The sequence below is a fragment of the Thalassospira sp. genome (assembly GCF_030690045.1).
Classification (GTDB): domain Bacteria; phylum Pseudomonadota; class Alphaproteobacteria; order Rhodospirillales; family Thalassospiraceae; genus Thalassospira.
The window spans coordinates 70,997-88,093 of record NZ_JAUYHK010000016.1 but is presented as its reverse complement, the minus strand read 5'-3'; the positions used below and the strand labels follow the sequence as shown (position 1 = coordinate 88,093).

The window sequence follows — 17,097 nt, the reverse complement described above, 5'->3', positions numbered from 1 at the left end:
GCCGGGATATCCGGTTTGTGCAACCCGCCAGCCCGTCTGGCGGGTTTATTTTTTGGGGCCGGGGCGCGGGGCCAGTTCCTGCATCAAAAGCATGTCGGCCCGGCGGAATTTGGCGATTTCGGCGTCGATATCTTCGCGCGGGACATTGCAGGCGCTTAAGACATGGTCGGATAATCGCAATCCGGTTTCCAGAACCTCGGGAATGGCGGCATCCGCCCCGCTGCGCGACAGGGCACCGATATGGCTGATATCCTGGGCGCGGGCAAAAATTTGCAGATGCGGGTAATGTTGACGTAACAGGGCGACGGTTTTTTCGGTTTCATGCGGTGATCCGACGGCAACCACCGCCACATGCGCCAGATCGGTGTGGGCAGCACGGAAGGTTTCCGGGCGTGATCCGTCGGCAAAATAAACCGGCAATCCTTCGGCGCGGCCCCGTGCGACTTGCTGCGCATCGGATTCCAGAACGATAAACGGGATATTGCGGCTTTTGAGCAGCCGGGCCAAAACCCGGCCGACACGACCACAACCAATCACCAGAACATGTTTTTCGACACCTTCGGTATCGGCGCTGATATCGTCCAGATTGTCGCTTTGTTTGGGATGCAGTTTTTCTTCGATCTTGTGACCCAGCGAAATCAGGGTTGGGGTCAGGGCCATGGAAAGGGCGACCACCGGGATCAGGATGGCGGCGATTTCGCCCGAAACCGCCCCGCTGCCCGTCGCGATGGTGAACATCACAAAGGCAAATTCACCACCCGCCGCCAGACTGAGTGCCACCCGGATTGCCGAAATGCGGTTAAAGCCCAGCGCCATCGACAATCCATACAAAACCAGTGCCTTGATGGTGATCAGGGCGACCAGCGCCATCAGGATGGTTATGATTTCGCTGTAAATCAGCCCGATATCGACCGACATGCCGACCGACATGAAAAACAGCGATAAAAACACACCACGAAACGGCGCAATATCGGCCTCGATCTGATGGCGGAATTCGGTTTCGGCCAACATCACCCCGGCAATAAACCCGCCCAGCGCCATCGATAATCCGGCAATTTCTGTTAACATGCTGGCGGCCAGAACGACAAACAGGGTGGCAATGGCGAACATTTCCGGGTTTTTAAGCGCCGCAATAAACCGGAACAGGGGGCGCAGGATAAACCGCCCGGCCAAAAGCAGGATCGCCACCGCACCAAATCCGGACAACATGCTGATCCACGGGCTGGTTTCTGTTCCGGCATTGCCAGCGGCCTCGGCCATGATCAGGAACGGGCCGACAGCAACGTCCTGCACCAGCAAAATCGCCAGGGCGGCCCGGCCAAACCGGGTGTTGAGTTGCCGTTCGTCTGAAAGCTGTTTGAGGATAATCGCCGTTGATGACAGGGCCAGCGCCCCGGCAATCACCAGCGATGCCGGGATGGATTGCCCGGCCAGCCAGATCACACCAAACAGGACAATCATGGTGACGCCAACCTGCAACCCGCCAAGGGCGGCGAATTTTGCGCCGATGACCCGCAATCTTTCGCGCGACAATTCAAGGCCGATCATAAACAGCAGAAACACCACACCCAGTTCGGCAACGCTGGTGATTTGTTCGCCATCCGCCACCAGCCCCAGCCCGAACGGGCCAATAATCAGACCACCCACCAGAAAACCGATGATCGAATTGGCACGCAGCCGTTGCGCCAGGGGAACGGCAATTACGGCGGCGGTCAGGATCACAAACAAATCAAAAAGGACGGTGCCGTGGTGCATGTTGCTCCTGACCGGGTGGGGTGATGGAAGGATAAGGGAACGCTGTTACAAAATTCAAACACCGGTAGAATAACCGGAAAACCGGTAAAATCTCTATGAAAAATCCCGGTTATTTTTCCTAACGCCGTGTTTTATTTTGAAGAATTCAAAATCGCCACCGCTGCGTCAGGGGCTGTCAGGATGCCGGTTTTAACAGTTTGTTTCACAAAGCGATCCCTTGCGTTTATGCCGTTGTAATGCCATGTTCCGCGGGCTTTGATGTCCCCGTTTTCAACCAACAATGCAGGCCTTCCTTGGAACAGTTCATCCCTTATCTGCAAATTGCCGGCGGTTTGATTCTTTTGACCGTTGGCGGCGAATTTATTGTGCGTGGCGCGGTTGGTCTGGCGTTGTTGATGGGGATTTCCAAAATCATTGTCGGTCTGACCGTGGTGGCGGCAGGCACATCAGCCCCGGAATTTGTGGTGTCGCTGAATGCCGCCCTGATCGGATCGGGCGATATTGCGATGGGCAATGTGGTGGGATCGAATATCGCCAATATCATGTTGATTCTGGGCGCTGTTGCGCTGTTTGCGCCGATCCGTTGTTCGCGCACCATGATCGTGCGCGATGGTGGGACCATGTTGCTGGGCACGGTATTGTTTATTGGCCTGTGCCTGTTTGGCACCATTGACCGCTGGGGCGGGGTGGTGATGTTGCTGCTGATTGTTGCGATCTGGTATTTCACGTATCAACATGACAAAAATCATCCTGACGAAGCCACTTTGCTGCATGAACAGGAAGCCGATGAAGTGGCGGTCGCGCCGAAAGGCTGGTTGTGGCCGGTTATTCATACGGCGGTCGGGGTTGGTTTCCTGACGCTGGGGGCCGATTTTCTGGTGGATGGCGGGGTGGTTGTCGCCCGTGAATTTGGTGTATCCGAGGCGGTGATCGGCCTGACGCTGGTGGCGGTCGGTACGTCGCTTCCGGAATTGGCGGCGTCGATGGTGGCGGCGTTTCGTGGCCATGCCGATGTGGCGCTGGGCAATGTCGTTGGGTCCAATTTATTGAATCTGTTGTTGATTATTGGCGGTGTGTCGCTGATTGCGCCGGTGGCGGTTCCGGCCCAGATTGCCGGGTCTGATATGTGGATCATGCTGGCGGTGACGGTTCTGTTGCTGCTGGTCGGGTATTTCCGGCGCGGTATTGGCCGGATCACCGGGGCGGCGTTCGTTACGGCCTATGTCGCCTATATCTGGATGCTGTTTGCAATCTGACCTGCAAGGGAAACAGGGTGATGACAACAGATATACCCAAAACCGCACTGATTACCGGGTCGGCCCGGCGCATAGGCCGGGCTTTGGCCCTTGATCTGGCGGCGCATGGTTTTGATATTGCCGTGCATTGTCATCGGTCCCGCGATGAAGCTGAACAACTGGCGACCGAAATCCGGGGACTGGGCCGCAAGGCCTGTGTGATGGTTGCGGATCTGTCATCGGAATCGGGCATGGGCCGTCTTGTTGCCGATACGGTCGATGCGCTGGGGCCGGTCGGGCTTCTGGTCAATAATGCCTCGACCTTTGAATATGATCATGCGGGGTCGGCCACACGGCAAAGCTGGGATTTGCATATGGAGGCCAATTTGCGTGCCCCCTTTGTGCTGTCACAGGAATTTTCCCGTCTGTTGCCGTCCGATGCGGCGGGGCTGATTGTCAATATCATTGATCAGCGGGTCTGGAACCTGACACCGCATTTTATGACCTATACCCTGTCGAAGGCCGGGTTATGGACCTTGACGCAGACATTGGCGATGGCGCTGGCACCGCGCATACGGGTCAACGGGGTCGGTCCGGGGCCGGTTTTACCCAGTGCGCGGCAAAGTCAGGATGATTTCGACCGGCAATGCGCCGAAACCCCGTTACAGATCGGTACATCACCGCAAGAGATTTGTGACGCGGTTCGGTTTTTCCTTGCCGCACCTGCCGTCACCGGGCAAATGTTAGCGCTGGACGGTGGGCAGCACCTGAATTGGGCACCTTATGGTGATCAGGCGACCCCGACGGAATAAAGGCCGTTATGCCGGATATTCCGGCCGTTTCATACAAGACAGGGAATTTGGCGTATGACCGCAGGTCTTAAACAGGACGACAATATTACCGCACTGCCCTATGTCGATCAGGCAGGCAGTTTGCGGCGCGTCTTTGTGCGCGACATGGTGATTGCCACCTCGATCGGTGTCTATGATTTTGAAAAACAGGCGCCGCAACGTGTCCGCGTCAATCTTGATCTGTCGGTGATCGAGGGCGAGGGACCCAGAAACGACGATCTGGCCAGCGTGCTGTGTTACGAGGAACTGGTCAAAGGTGTTCGGGCGATCTGCGATGATGGTCATGTCAATCTTGTCGAAACCCTGAGTGAACGGATCGCCGATATGTGTCTGGCCGACCGGCGGGTGCGCAAGGTGTGCGTCAGGGTTGAAAAGCTCGATGTGTTCGACGATGTTGGCTCGGTCGGGGTGGAAATCGAACGCTTTAATCTCACCCGTTAGTCGAACGTCTTTTTTGTGTGAATGGCCCTCCTTTCGGACGGGTATCGCGGTGATCCTTTGATTCCCTTGGGGCGAATCGCCATCGGCATTTATTCACAAGCATTCTTGCGCTGCAAAACAAAGGGAAAAATTCGTTTTTGACGATAGGGTTACAAAAAGTTTTCAGGTTGACACAATTTTTGTACTTAAAAATCAATAACTTAGCATTTTTGCTCAAAAATTGGGCAATTCATAGAACGTTAAGACTCTCAAGGGGTGCAGACAACAGCCCCCGCATTACCCACATACTTATCCACAGGCTTGGTGGACATTTATTCCGGCTTCCCGATTCTGTGATGCCGGGATGTTCTTTTATCGGATTCGCCCTGATCTCAGGGAATCCCGGCTGTGACGACCATCACAACTATCGATTGGTATAGGGACGCGGAGCACGCAGGATGAAGACGCCTGTCTCAATAGACGGACCCACAAAGGAAATTGAACTGACAGAAGATGATTTTGTCAGTGACGGCCATGCTGCGCGCAGTGTTGCGGCCATTCAGGCGGCATTGAAAACCATGCCTTCGACGCCCGGCGTGTATCGCATGATCAATGATCGCGATCAGGTTCTGTATGTTGGCAAGGCCAAGAACCTGAAAAAGCGCGTCACCAGCTATACCCATATCCTGCGCCTGCCGTTGCGGATTGCGCGGATGGTGGCGCAAACGGCGCGGATGGAAATCATCACCACCCATACCGAGGCCGAGGCGCTGCTGCTTGAATCCAACATGATCAAGAAGCTCAAGCCGCGTTACAACATCCTGCTGCGCGATGATAAAAGTTTCCCCTATATCCTGATCACCGAGGATCATACCTATCCGCGCATTGTCAAACATCGCGGGGCGCGGACAAAGGAAGGCAGTTGTTTCGGGCCGTTTGCCTCGGCCTGGGCGGTCAATAATACGATCAACCATTTGCAGCGCGCCTTTTTGCTGCGGTCCTGTACCGATGCGGTGTTTGCCAATCGTTCGCGGCCCTGTTTGCTGTATCAGATCAAACGCTGTTCCGCCCCCTGTGTGGATCGCATTTCCAAACCGGACTATGACGGGCTTGTGGATATTTGCCGCGATTTCCTGTCGGGGCGCAGTCAGGTCATTCTCAAACAGCTTGAATCCGACATGCTGGCGGCATCCGAACAGATGGATTTTGAAAAGGCCGCGATGTTTCGCGACCGCATCCGGGCGCTGAGCCAGATTCAATCCCATCAGGATATCAATCTGGATGGGCTGGAAGAAGCCGATGTGATCGCCCTGCATCAGGAAGGCGGGCAAAGCTGTGTTCAGGTGTTCTTTTTCCGTAGCGGGTCGAATTATGGCAACCGGGCCTATTTCCCGCGCCATGAACAAACGGCGGAAATTGCCGAAATCCTGTCGGCCTTTGTCGGGCAGTTTTATGCCAACAAACCGGCCCCGCGCCTTGTTTTGCTGTCGCACGAGGTCGAAGGCCACAAACTGGTTGAAGAAGCCCTGACCCTCAATAACGACCGCAAGATCGAATTGCAGGTGCCCAAACGCGGTGGCAAGCGCAAACTGGTGGAACATGCCCTGACCAATGCGAAGGATGCGCTGGGTCGTCGCATGGCCGAAAGCGCATCGCAACGCAAACTGCTTGATGGGCTGGCCGATGTGCTGGACCTTGACGGTCCGCCATCGCGGATCGAAGTCTATGACAACAGCCACATTCAGGGAACCAATATGGTCGGCGGCATGATTGTCGCCGGGCCGGAAGGTTTTATCAAAAACGCCTATCGCAAATTCAACATCAAGGGCGATATCGCACCGGGCGATGATTACGCCATGATGCGCGAAGTCTTGACCCGCCGCTTTGCCCGGGCGCGCAAGGAAGACCCGGACCGCGAAAACGGGACATGGCCCGATTTGTGCCTGATTGACGGCGGATTGGGGCAATTGGGCGTGGCACAGGAAGTTCTGGAAGAGCTGGGGATCGAGGATGTGGCGCTGGTGGGGGTTGCCAAGGGGGTTGATCGCAATGCCGGTCGCGAGGTCATTCATATTCCCGGCAAGGCCCCCTTGCGGCTGGGCGAGAAGGACCCGGTGCTCTATTTCATCCAGCGCCTGCGCGACGAGGCCCACCGCTGGGCGATTGGCGCCCATCGTGCCCGCCGGTCCAAACAGATCGGCAAAAGCCAGCTTGATGACGTGCCGGGCATTGGCGGGGCACGCAAAAAGGCATTGCTGCACCATTTCGGATCGGCGCGCGGGGTTGCCGATGCCGGGTTGAAGGATCTGGAGGCGGTGGATGGCATCAATGCGTCCCTTGCCCGCAAGATTTATGATCATTTTCACGGGGATGGATAAGATAATAATGAAACAGGAAAACCAAGAGTATTAATCCTGCTTTTCCGGATTACTCATATGTCGCGATGCATCCATGGCCTTGTGAAGGATGCGGATCACGAAAATCCCTGTATCTTCAATCAGATAATATATGACATGTTCCGCATGGGGATGGCAGAAAAGCCCGATATGCAGGAAATCAACAGCACAGCCGATACGCGGATTATCGGCCAGATTTTGCAGAGAATCCCGAAGCGACAGAAAATAGGTTTCGCCCTGTGCCGCGCCAAAAAATTTGCAGGAATAAACATATATGCCATCAAGATCGGCATCCGCCCTGTTGGAAAGGACGTAATCAGCCATTGTTGGCCCGGGTTTTGGCGGCTGCCATGATATCCTCGGCCTTGCGCGGGCTGCGACCGCTGTTCAGTCCTTCGGCAAGTGCAGCTTGCAATTCTTTGTGACGTCTTTGCTCGTGGCGGATCAGGTCGCGGACATAATCGCTTGAATTGGCGTATTCGCCGCTTTTAACCCGGGTTTCAACCCATTCCCGCATCGGGTCGGGCAAGGATACATTCATCGTTGCCATCTGGAAGGCTCCTGTTTAATGACAGATGGCAAAGTATGCCAAAATTTGTCATCGAATGCCAGCTTGTGATCGGCGCGTGCACCCTTTAATACTTGGGCGATAACCATATCAGTCAATTGCCACCCGCAAACAGGCCCAAACCAAATGATGAAACAAATCCCCAATCTGCTGACATTGTCGCGGATCGTTGTGATTCCGGCGCTGGTGGCGTCGTTCTATCTGGATGGGCCCTTGTCGAACTGGCTGGGTTTTGCCCTGTTTGCCTTTGCCGGGGTGACGGATTTCTTTGACGGCTATCTGGCGCGCAGCATGAATGTGGTGTCGCCGATGGGCCGGTTTCTGGACCCGATTGCCGATAAATTGCTGGTCGCGGCCGCCCTGATGATGATGGTGGCGTTTGATCGTATTTCGGGTCTGACGGTTCTGCCTGCCGTGATCATCATGTGCCGTGAAATTCTGGTGTCGGGCCTGCGTGAACATCTGGCGGAACTCAAGGTGCCGTTGCCCGTGACCGTTCTGGCAAAATGGAAAACCACCGCCCAGATTTTGGCGATTGGCTTTTTGCTGGTCGGTGAGGCATCCCCGGCACTGATCCCGTCGATTCTGATTGGCGATGTCCTGATGTGGCTGGCCGGGCTGGTGACGGTGCAAACCGGGTATATCTATTTGCGGACCGGCCTGAAACATATCGGCTGAATGGCGGCAAAAGGGTTTGGCGATGCCCCGCATCACAGTGCAACAGCATGATTTCGATCCCGGTCAGGAACTGGCCGCGATGACCGATGGCCGCACCGATATCGGGGCGGCGGTCAGTTTTGTCGGGCTGGTGCGCGATGTGGCGGGGGATGCGGCGGTTTCGGCGATGACGCTGGATCATTATCCCGGCATGACCGAACGTGAACTTGAAAAAATCGCAGATGAAGCCGCCGGGCGCTGGCCGCTGGACGATGTGCGGATTGTCCATCGTTACGGGCGGCTGGCACCGGGGGACCGGATTGTTCTGGTGATCACCCTGTCAGCCCATCGCCGGGCGGCGTTCGAGGCCTGCGACTTCATCATGGATTTTCTGAAAACCCGCGCACCTTTCTGGAAACGGGAAGAAACGCCGGACGGCGACAATTGGGTGGCATCGAAAGACTCCGATGATGCCGCTGCCGGTCGCTGGCAAAAATCCTAAAGCACAAATTTCGCAAGAATCGACACAAAGCCGGTCAGCGCGGTCTGAATCTCGGCGGCATTGTCGATCCGTTTTTTCAAATCGGCCATTTGCGCAATGTCGTCATCGGTAATGGCCGAAGCATTTTGTTTAAGCTGCCGCGTCTGCAAGGCCACCAGCTGGCTGGCGACCTGATCGCGTTGCGGGGCCATCGCGACTTTGGCATTGATATCGGCGGCCTGATAGGCGGCCTCAATAGCGACGAAGCTGTTTTTTGCAGTTTCGATCAATTGGTCGAGGTTGCTCATAGCGGGTCTCCGGTGCCGGTGGCGGTATTGATCAGGGCGCTGCCTTGTGTGATCAGTTCCTCGGGGCTGAGGTTATGGATGTGATCGACAAGGGATATTCCCTGTGCGGCGGCGGCCATCAGGGCGGTCATGTCAAGCTGTGCATAGGCATCAATCCGGGTTTGCAGATGTGCGCCCAGTTCGGATGCCGTCAGAAAACTGCGCAGCGTATCGGCCTGTAATGTCTGTTCTGCCGCCATCAGGGCCTGCCAGTCCTGCCACCAGATTTGCAGATGCAGGGATTTGGCATTGTCGTTGTCATGCGATGCGGTGTTGATTTGATTGAGTTGCGCAATCAGGGCCCCGCGCCGGACCAGATATTGCGGACCATTCTGTGCCAGATCGGCGGCGATGGCATCAAGTTGCCCGCGCAGTTTTTCAAGGATCGGGCCGGATTCCTTAACCGCCTTGGCACCCAGCGCCGATCCGTCACCGATCCGGGTGAAAATCGCGACAAAGGTCTGATACTGATTGCGCAGATCGCGCAGGGTATTTTGCCATTGCTGTGTGACCGCCGGATCAATCCGCACCGCATCGGGGTCCAGCAAAACCGGCAGGTTTTCAGGCGTGACGGTGCCGATAAACTGTTCGATATTGGCCATAAAATCCGCCTGCCGGGCCGATATGGATTTGGGGACGGGGGCAAATTGCGCCGTGTGGGCATCGCCATAGGCGTCAAAGGCCGTTTCGGTTGCCGTGCCAAACTGATGCACCGAAAGACGCAGGGCTTCGGCCTTTTGCGAACAGGCGGCAAGGCCGCCCAACAGGGTCAGTAAAACCAGAAACCGTAAAAAACGGTGAAATGAATGCCGGCGCATGGACAAATCCCCCTTGGGTTGGGTGGTGTCTGTCCTGACGCCGGGCGGCGGCAAATGTGAAAATTTTAGCGGCGCAACATAAACAGGCCCTGATTGCCAAACAGATTGGCAAGGATCGAATGACTGCCGAGGCTGACTTTGGACCCATATTCATTGAGAACCATCGACCGTTCGATATTCACACCCAGTTCCTCGCACAATTCGACGAAATCGCGCACCGTGCAAAAATGGATGTTCGGGGTTTCATACCACATGATCGGCAGATTGGGGTTTTGCGGCATGCGTCCGCGAAACATCAGGTCAAACCGGGCGCGCCAATGGCCGAAATTGGGAAAGGACACAATCGCCTTGTGCCCGATGCGCAGCAATTCGCCCAGAACGTCCCTGGGCCGCTGGGTTGCCTGCAAGGTCTGGCTGAGGATGGCGTAATCAAACGCCCCGTCCGGGTAATCTTTCAAATCGCGGTCGGCGTCGCCCTGCATGACAGGCAATCCTTGCGCCACGCAATTGCGCACCCCTTCGTTCGACAGTTCCAGCCCGCGCCCATCGACCCGTTTGGTGCGTTTGAGATAGGCCAGCAATTCCCCATCGCCGCACCCGATATCAAGAACACGCGACGCCGGCGCGACCATCTCGGCGATCAGTTGCAAATCGACCCGGATACGGTCGTTTGAACCGGTGGTATTGGCGATGACGGCAGTGGTGGCAGGGGTAATATCGGTCATGGTGTTATTTCAATCCCCGGCTTTCGGCGGCACCGGTAATGAAACCGCTCAGCACCATGTGGAAATCAGGTTCATCGAGCAAAAAGGCATCATGGCCCTTGTCGCTTTCGATTTCCACACAACTGACATTGCACGATGCGGCATTCAGCGCATGCGCCAGAATGCGGCTTTCCGCCGTGGTAAAGCACCAGTCGCTGGAAAAGGAAATGACGCAGAACCGGGTTTTGCTGCCGGTGAAGGCTTCGGCCAGTCGCCCGTCATATTCGACCGACAGATCAAAATAATCCATCGCCCGGGTGATATACAGATAACTGTTGGCGTCAAAACGATCGACAAAGGCTTTGCCCTGATGGCGCAAATAGCTTTCGATCTGGAAATCATGGTCGAAGCTGTAGGTGATGGCACCGCGATTTTGCAATTTGCGGCCAAATTTGCGGTGCAATGCCTGTTCGGACAGATAGGTGATATGCGCCGTCATCCGGGCCACGGCAAGGCCGCGTGCCGGTTTCTTGCCTTCCTGCAAATAATTGCCGCCGCACCAGTCCGGATCGGCCATTACGGCCTGTCGTCCGACTTCGTGAAAGGCGATATTTTGCGCGGAATGGCGAAAGGATGTGGCAATCGGGGCGGCGGCAAATACCCGGTCCGGATAACTTTTGCACCATTCGAGAACCTGCATGCCACCCATTGACCCGCCAATTACCGCAAACAGGCTGTCGATGCCTATATGATCGATCAGCATCGCCTGGGCACGCACCATATCGGCAATCGTCACCACAGGGAAATCCAGCGCCCACGGCTTGCCGGTGACCGGGTTGGTGTCCTTGGGGCCGCTGCTGCCCATACAGCCACCAATGACATTGGGGCAGATGACATAATATTTGTCGGTATCGACAATCTTGCCCGGCCCGACAATTTCCCGCCACCAGCCTTCCTTGCCGGTGATCGGATGCACATCATCGGCAACATATTGATCGCCGGTCAGGGCGTGGCAAATCAGGATGGCGTTGGATTTGTCGGCATTCAGGGTGCCATAGGTCTGATAGGCAAGGATGAAGGGGCCAAATTCGATGCCGCTGTCAAGGCGCAGCCTGTCGGTTTCGCCCAGAACAATCTGGTGTCCCGGCAAGATGCGGCGTTGATCGGTGCTGGCAGCAATCAGCATGAAGGGTGCTTTCTTCTGGTCGGGCCAAGGGTTGGCAAAAATCTATTGGTTCTAGCTATGGATGCCCCTGCATTTAGTCAATCTTTTCTTTGCTTTTCAACCGCTGTGTCCTAATACTGGGCGCCGTTTGGCAAAAGAGCAGATCATGGCGCAGATCGACACAAAACCGGCACATCCGGACCTTGATGACCTTCGGGCGGAAATCGATGATATCGATCAGGCGATTCAGGCGCTGATCATTCGGCGTACCGCCGTGGTGCAACAGGTTGGGGCCTTCAAGGACCGGCAGATTGCCGCAGGCGGAAAGGTCCGCGTACCTTATCGTCCGGCGCGCGAAGCACGGATCATGCGGACCCTTGTGGATCGCCATCAGGGGGCCTTTCCCAAAACGGCATTGATCCAGATCTGGCGCGAAATGATTGCGGCGGGAACCCGCCTTGAAGCGCCTTATACCGTGGCACTGTGCCGCAATGCCGACGGGGTGGATTGCTGGGAACTGGCGCGGCTGAATTTTGGCTGTTTGAACGACATCATCGAATTTGATACTGCTCTTGAGGCCTTTCATGCCCTTGAAGAAGGGCGGGTTGCGGTTGGTGTGTTTCCCAAACCCGTGCCGGGCGAAGATCATCCGTGGTGGCGGTTGCCCGGCGATCACAGCCGGGTGAAAATCGTGTCGAAATTGCCGTTTGGCGGGCGTCCGGTCGGGCGCGGACAGGATACCGAAGGCTTTGTTCTGGCCGCGATTGATCTGGAACCCAGCGGCGATGACCGCACCCTGTTTGTGGCGGAGATTTCCGCCGGTATTTCGCGCGATACCGTTCATAAAAAAATTGCGCAGGCCTGTCCGGATGCCGAAATTCTGGGCGATGTGCGCGATGAGGATCATGATCGCCGCTTTGTTCTGATCGATGTACCGGGCTTTGTATGTCATGAATCCGGCCCGTTTGCGCAATCGCTGCATAAAACCGGACTTGACGTGACCGGGATTCAGGTGATTGGTGCCTATGCCGTACCTGTTTCCAGCACGGCCCTGACCGAAGACCACATCCAGGAGTAACCCGAATGACTGCGCCCATCCCCCGCCCCGGTATTCTTGATATTGCCCCCTATCAGGGTGGTAAATCCAGCAGCAAGGGGGCAACCCGGATCATCAAGCTGTCGTCGAACGAAGGCGCATTTGGCCCCAGCCCCAAGGCGATTGAGGCCCTGCGCAAATCGGCGGACAAGCTGCATCGTTATCCGGATGGCGGTTGTGATGCGTTACGCCAGAAACTGGCAGAAAAATACGATCTTGAAGCCGGTCAGATTGTTTGTGGTGCCGGGTCCGATGAACTGATCACGCTGTTGATCCGGGCCTATGCCGGGCCGGGTGACGAGGTTCTGTATTCGCAGCACGGATTCCTGATGTATCCGATCACCGCCAAGGGCGTGGGTGCGGTGCCGGTTACGGCGGCCGAAACCCATATGACCACCAGTGTCGATGCATTGTTGGCGGCGGTGACGGATAAAACCAAAATCGTTTTTGTCGCCAATCCGAACAACCCGACCGGCACCTATATCACCAGTGCCGAAATGGCCCGCCTGCGCGCCGGATTGCGCGAGGATATCCTGTTGGTGATTGATGCGGCCTATGCCGAATTCATGACCGGGCAGGAAGATTACACCGCCGGGATTGAACTGGTGCGGGCGGGCAAAAATACCGTGATGACGCGGACATTCTCCAAGATTTACGGTCTGGGGGGGATTCGTCTGGGCTGGTGTTATGCCCCGGTTGATGTGGCCGATGTTTTGCAACGGTTGCGCAATCCGTTCAACGTCGCCCTGCCGACACAGGAAGCCGGTCTGGCCGCCCTTGACGACGATGATTTTGTCGATGCCTGTGTGCGCCACAATACCGAAACCCGTGAATGGTTCCGCGATGAAATCGGCAAATTGCCGGGGCTGATTGCCCATCCGTCCTATGGCAATTTTGTCATGGTTGAATTCCCGCGTGAGGCGGGCCGCGATGCCGATGCCGCCAATGATTTCCTGATGGAACGCGGGGTTATTCCGCGCAAGATCGGGGCCTATGGCCTGTCGCAAATGTTGCGGATTTCCATCGGGACGCAGGAAGAAATGCAAATCTGCCTGCAAGCGATCAAAGACTTTGTGAATTCATGAAATGACCTTATCTGCATCGGCACCGCTTTTTGAAAATGTTGCTTTTATCGGCATGGGCCTGATTGGCTCGTCGCTGGCACGCCGGATGATCCGCGATGGTTTGGCGGGCAAAATCACCTGTGCGGTGCGCAGTGAGGCAACCCGTGACCGGGTTCTGGAACTGGGTATTGCCAATGCGGCCTGTTGCGACATTAAAACAGCGGTCAAAGATGCCGATCTGGTGATGATCTGCGCGCCGGTCGGGGCCAATGAAACGATTGGCGCGCAATTGACCGGAAACCTGAAAAAGGGTGCGATTGTTTCGGATGTCGGATCGGTCAAACAGGCCGTCATTCGCGACATCGCCCCGCATCTGGATCAGGGGGTGCATTTCGTGCCCGGCCATCCATTGGCCGGGACCGAACATTCTGGCCCGGATTCGGGTTTTCCGGAATTGTTCGAGGGACGCTGGTGCATTCTGACGCCGATCCCCGGTGAAAACACGGCGGCGACCGAAAAAGTCCGGGCGTTGTGGGAAGCCTGCGGCATGATGGTGGAATGCATGGATGCCGACCATCATGATCGCATTCTGGGCATTACATCGCATTTGCCGCATCTGATTGCCTATACCATTGTCGGGACGGCGACCGATCTGGAAGATGCCCTGCGTCAGGAAGTCATCAAGTTTTCGGCAACGGGGTTTCGCGATTTCACCCGTATTGCCGCATCTGATCCGACGATGTGGCGCGATGTGTTTCTGAACAACCGCGAGGCGGTTCTGGAAGTTCTCGGCCGCTTTCAGGAAGATTTGATGGCCCTGCAACGCGCCATTCGCTGGGGCGAAGGGGACAAATTGTTTGATCTGTTCACCCGGACCCGCGAAATCCGGCGCGGTATTGTCGATGCCGGGCAGTATTTCACCAGTTTTTCGGCCGAAGGCGAGGCCCGCCAAAACGCAGGCAATGCGGTCAAGGTCGCACCGGCCGACAATCAGACTGAAACACTCAAAAAAGACTGAGGGTGACGGCGGGCGCAGGCCCCACCTTGCCGTGTCGTCCCCGTCCCTGACAGGAATATGATGATGTCCGCCACCGATCACCCGGCTTTTGGCCGGATCATGCCCTTTGTTTTTGTGTTTCTTTGGAGCACCGGCTTTGTCGGGGCCAAATTCGGCCTGCCTTATGCCGAACCTTTTACCTTTCTTCTGATCCGGTTTTTGATCGTCATTGTTCTGATGGTGCCGGTTGTTTTGATGATGGGGGCGCGCTGGCCCAAAAGCTGGCGCGAGGCCGGGCATATTGCCGTGGTCGGGGCGCTGGTGCATGGCATTTATCTGGGCGGGATTTTTGCCGCCATCGATACCGGTCTTCCGGCCGGTCTGGCCGCCCTGATTGCCGGGTTGCAGCCGGTTCTGACGGCATCGGTTGTCGGGGCCTTGCTGGGCGAACGGGTGACGGGACGGCAATGGCTGGGTCTGGTATTCGGTCTGGCGGGCGTGGCGATGGTTTTGCTGCCGAAAATTGATGCCGGGGTTGGCATTACGACGGGCGGGTTGGCCCTGGCGGTGTTTGGATTGTTTGGCATATCGGCAGGCACGATTTACCAGAAACGGTTCTGCACCGGCATGGATTTGCGCAGCGGCACCGTCATTCAATATGTGGCGGCCAGTGCGGTGGTGGCGATTGGGGCCTTTGCCCTTGAAACCCGGCAGGTTGACTGGACCACTGATTTCGTGTTGGTGATGGCGTGGCTGGTTCTGGTGTTGTCGATTGGTGCGATCATGCTGTTGATGGCTCTGATTCGGCAGGGCGAAGCCACCCGGGTCGCCAGCATGTTTTATCTGGTGCCGCCAACAGCGGCGATGTTTGCCTGGCTTTTGTTTGATGAACAGCTTGGCGTTTTGGGGTTTGCCGGGTTTGGTATTGCCGCCCTTGGGGTGGCAATGGTGATGGGCAAACGCTAAGCCGGACGGAGGATAAGGTGACGCAACAAGACGACAAATGGGTCTTTGGCTATGGTTCGCTGTTATGGCGGCCCGGCTTTACCTGTGAGGAAAGTGTTCAGTCGCTGTTGCGGGGCTATCACCGGTCTTTTTGCATTTATTCCCACCATTATCGCGGGACACCGGAAAATCCGGGACTGGTTCTGGGCCTGTCCGGGGGCGGGGAATGTCATGGTATGGCGTTTCGGATTGCTGCGGCGAACTGGCCGATGGTCAAGGCGTATCTTGATGAACGTGAACTGGTGACCAATACCTATATCCCTGTCGATGTGCCGGTGGAATTTGCCGATGGCCGCACCGTGATCGCCCATACCTATGTCGCCGATCCAGCCCATCCGCAATATGCCGGCAATATGCCGTTGCGCCAGGCGGCTGAAATCATCACGGCGGCACATGGCAGTATCGGCCCCAATCTGGAATATCTGGAAAATACCGTCTGTCATCTGGATCAGATGGGGATTGTTGACCCGCCGCTGCATGATCTGATGGCGCTGGTGCGGCGGGAATATGGCGTGCTGAATATGGGTGCCGGGATTTAACCGCACCGAGAGGAAATCGTTTTGCCAAAAGAATTGACCCCGGCAAGAAACAGACAGACATCCCTGACCGTCGCCTATCTGATGCTGATTGGCTGTGCGCTGATGTGGGGGTCGAACCATGTGGTGGCGCGCGGGGTTAATGAAACCGTGCCGCTGGCGGCCCTGTCCTTCTGGCGCTGGGTGGTGGCGGTGTTGTTGCTGTTGCCGGTTTGCGCACGGCATTTACGGCACGATCTGGTGGTGATGCGGGCGGCATGGCGGTCGATGTTTCTGATCGGCACGGTGGGTATTTTCATGTTCACCATCATGATTTATCTGGCGGCCTATAACACCACGGCGGTCAATACCGGGCTTTTGAATGCGACCACGCCGGTCTGGGTATTGTTGTTTGCGGCCTTGCTGACAAAGGACAAACCGGGATTGCGGCAATGGGTCGGGGTTCTGGTTGCCGGAATCGGGACGGCGGTGATTATTGCCAAGGGCGATTTGTCGGTGATCCTGAAAATGGATTTTGTTTCAGGCGATCTGTTTGCCCTGGTCTCGGCGATGATCTGGGCGGTGTATTCGATGCTGCTGAAAAATGCGCCCAAGGGGGTTAATCCGCTGAGCCTGGTGTTTGTGTCCGCCCTGATCGGGCTTGTGTATCTGGCACCGTTTTATGTCTGGTCGGTTCTTGTGGACGGGCAACCTTTTTTCACCCGCCTTGACCCGGCATGGCCGGATTTGCTGAAAATTTTCTATATCGGCGTCGGTCCGGCCTTTTTGGGATATTTGTTCTGGAACCGGGGTGTGGCGGCGGTGGGGCCTGCCAATGCCGGGGTCTTCCTGTATCTGATGCCGGTTTTCGCAAGCGGGCTTGCCATCGTGTTTCTGGGCGAACAATTGCATCTGTTTCATCTGGGTGGCATTGCCCTGATTGCCCTTGGCATCTGGCAGGCAACCAAACGCCCGAAACGCGCCGTTTGAAAAAGCCGGGCGGATATCCTTCTCCCCGGCTTT

19 protein-coding genes are annotated in these 17,097 nt (G+C 56.3%); 12 read left to right on the top strand and 7 right to left on the bottom strand.

Going from position 1 to position 17,097, the window contains the following annotated elements:
* Positions 1-45: 45 nt before the first annotated feature.
* Positions 46-1,755: a cation:proton antiporter gene (locus tag Q8O73_RS12075; RefSeq protein WP_305558416.1), complete on the bottom strand. Its 1,710-nt coding sequence runs from the start codon at positions 1,753-1,755 to the stop codon at positions 46-48.
* A gap of 293 nt (positions 1,756-2,048) precedes the next feature.
* Here Q8O73_RS12075 and Q8O73_RS12070 point away from each other — a divergent pair, with 293 nt between their 5' ends.
* The 4 genes from Q8O73_RS12070 to uvrC all read left to right on the top strand — a co-directional run bounded on the left by Q8O73_RS12070 (position 2,049) and on the right by uvrC (position 6,639).
* Positions 2,049-3,011 carry a calcium/sodium antiporter gene (locus Q8O73_RS12070; RefSeq protein WP_305558415.1) on the top strand — a complete coding sequence of 321 codons (963 nt, stop codon included), beginning with the start codon at positions 2,049-2,051 and terminating at the stop codon, positions 3,009-3,011.
* Between the two features lie 20 nt (positions 3,012-3,031).
* A complete protein-coding gene (locus Q8O73_RS12065; protein ID WP_305558414.1) occupies positions 3,032-3,802 on the top strand; it encodes an SDR family oxidoreductase in 771 nt (256 codons plus the stop codon).
* A gap of 54 nt (positions 3,803-3,856) precedes the next feature.
* Positions 3,857-4,282, top strand: a complete 426-nt coding sequence (gene folB / locus Q8O73_RS12060) for a dihydroneopterin aldolase (RefSeq protein WP_305558413.1) — start codon at positions 3,857-3,859, stop codon at positions 4,280-4,282.
* 437 nt (positions 4,283-4,719) lie between these two features.
* On the top strand, positions 4,720-6,639 hold the full coding sequence (gene uvrC / locus Q8O73_RS12055) for an excinuclease ABC subunit UvrC (protein WP_305558412.1): 1,920 nt from the start codon (positions 4,720-4,722) through the stop codon (positions 6,637-6,639).
* Between the two features lie 30 nt (positions 6,640-6,669).
* On the opposite strand, the gene Q8O73_RS12050 is transcribed toward uvrC, so the two are convergent.
* Together Q8O73_RS12050 and Q8O73_RS12045 are read right to left on the bottom strand one after the other, a co-directional pair.
* Positions 6,670-6,981 (bottom strand): type II toxin-antitoxin system RelE/ParE family toxin, encoded by a 312-nt coding sequence (locus Q8O73_RS12050; protein ID WP_305558411.1) that lies wholly within the window; start codon positions 6,979-6,981, stop codon positions 6,670-6,672.
* The gene (locus Q8O73_RS12045; protein ID WP_305558410.1) at positions 6,974-7,207 is read right to left on the bottom strand and encodes a type II toxin-antitoxin system ParD family antitoxin; all 234 of its coding nucleotides are present in this window, start codon (positions 7,205-7,207) and stop codon (positions 6,974-6,976) included. The genes Q8O73_RS12050 and Q8O73_RS12045 overlap by 8 nt, the downstream gene beginning before the upstream one ends.
* A 144-nt stretch (positions 7,208-7,351) precedes the next feature.
* Between Q8O73_RS12045 and pgsA the strand changes: the two genes are divergently transcribed.
* On the top strand, positions 7,352-7,903 hold the full coding sequence (pgsA, locus tag Q8O73_RS12040) for a CDP-diacylglycerol--glycerol-3-phosphate 3-phosphatidyltransferase (RefSeq protein ID WP_305558409.1): 552 nt from the start codon (positions 7,352-7,354) through the stop codon (positions 7,901-7,903).
* A 22-nt stretch (positions 7,904-7,925) separates the two neighbouring features.
* On the top strand, positions 7,926-8,384 hold the full coding sequence (locus tag Q8O73_RS12035; RefSeq protein WP_305558408.1) for a molybdenum cofactor biosynthesis protein MoaE: 459 nt from the start codon (positions 7,926-7,928) through the stop codon (positions 8,382-8,384).
* On the opposite strand, the gene Q8O73_RS12030 is transcribed toward Q8O73_RS12035, so the two are convergent.
* From Q8O73_RS12030 to Q8O73_RS12015, 4 genes are all read right to left on the bottom strand, one after another.
* Positions 8,381-8,671 carry a hypothetical protein gene (locus tag Q8O73_RS12030; RefSeq protein ID WP_305558407.1) on the bottom strand — a complete coding sequence of 97 codons (291 nt, stop codon included), beginning with the start codon at positions 8,669-8,671 and terminating at the stop codon, positions 8,381-8,383. The genes Q8O73_RS12035 and Q8O73_RS12030 overlap by 4 nt on opposite strands.
* Positions 8,668-9,528 (bottom strand): hypothetical protein, encoded by an 861-nt coding sequence (locus Q8O73_RS12025; RefSeq protein WP_305558406.1) that lies wholly within the window; start codon positions 9,526-9,528, stop codon positions 8,668-8,670. Before Q8O73_RS12025 ends, Q8O73_RS12030 begins: the two co-directional genes overlap by 4 nt.
* A 65-nt stretch (positions 9,529-9,593) precedes the next feature.
* Positions 9,594-10,253: a methionine biosynthesis protein MetW gene (metW, locus tag Q8O73_RS12020; protein ID WP_305558405.1), complete on the bottom strand. Its 660-nt coding sequence runs from the start codon at positions 10,251-10,253 to the stop codon at positions 9,594-9,596.
* A 4-nt stretch (positions 10,254-10,257) separates the two neighbouring features.
* Positions 10,258-11,418: a homoserine O-acetyltransferase gene (locus Q8O73_RS12015; RefSeq protein WP_305558404.1), complete on the bottom strand. Its 1,161-nt coding sequence runs from the start codon at positions 11,416-11,418 to the stop codon at positions 10,258-10,260.
* 145 nt (positions 11,419-11,563) lie between these two features.
* On the opposite strand from Q8O73_RS12015, the gene Q8O73_RS12010 reads away from it, so the two are divergent.
* From Q8O73_RS12010 to Q8O73_RS11985, 6 genes are all read left to right on the top strand, one after another.
* A complete protein-coding gene (locus Q8O73_RS12010; RefSeq protein ID WP_305558403.1) occupies positions 11,564-12,475 on the top strand; it encodes a chorismate mutase in 912 nt (303 codons plus the stop codon).
* A 5-nt stretch (positions 12,476-12,480) separates the two neighbouring features.
* Complete coding sequence (hisC, locus tag Q8O73_RS12005) at positions 12,481-13,578, top strand: histidinol-phosphate transaminase (protein WP_305558402.1); 1,098 nt, start codon at positions 12,481-12,483, stop codon at positions 13,576-13,578.
* A gap of 1 nt (position 13,579) precedes the next feature.
* A complete protein-coding gene (locus Q8O73_RS12000; RefSeq protein WP_305558401.1) occupies positions 13,580-14,575 on the top strand; it encodes a prephenate/arogenate dehydrogenase family protein in 996 nt (331 codons plus the stop codon).
* 63 nt (positions 14,576-14,638) lie between these two features.
* A complete protein-coding gene (locus Q8O73_RS11995; protein ID WP_305558982.1) occupies positions 14,639-15,520 on the top strand; it encodes a DMT family transporter in 882 nt (293 codons plus the stop codon).
* 17 nt (positions 15,521-15,537) lie between these two features.
* Positions 15,538-16,098: a gamma-glutamylcyclotransferase gene (locus Q8O73_RS11990; RefSeq protein ID WP_305558400.1), complete on the top strand. Its 561-nt coding sequence runs from the start codon at positions 15,538-15,540 to the stop codon at positions 16,096-16,098.
* Between the two features lie 21 nt (positions 16,099-16,119).
* The gene (locus Q8O73_RS11985; RefSeq protein ID WP_305558399.1) at positions 16,120-17,064 is read left to right on the top strand and encodes a DMT family transporter; all 945 of its coding nucleotides are present in this window, start codon (positions 16,120-16,122) and stop codon (positions 17,062-17,064) included.
* Positions 17,065-17,097: the final 33 nt, after the last annotated feature.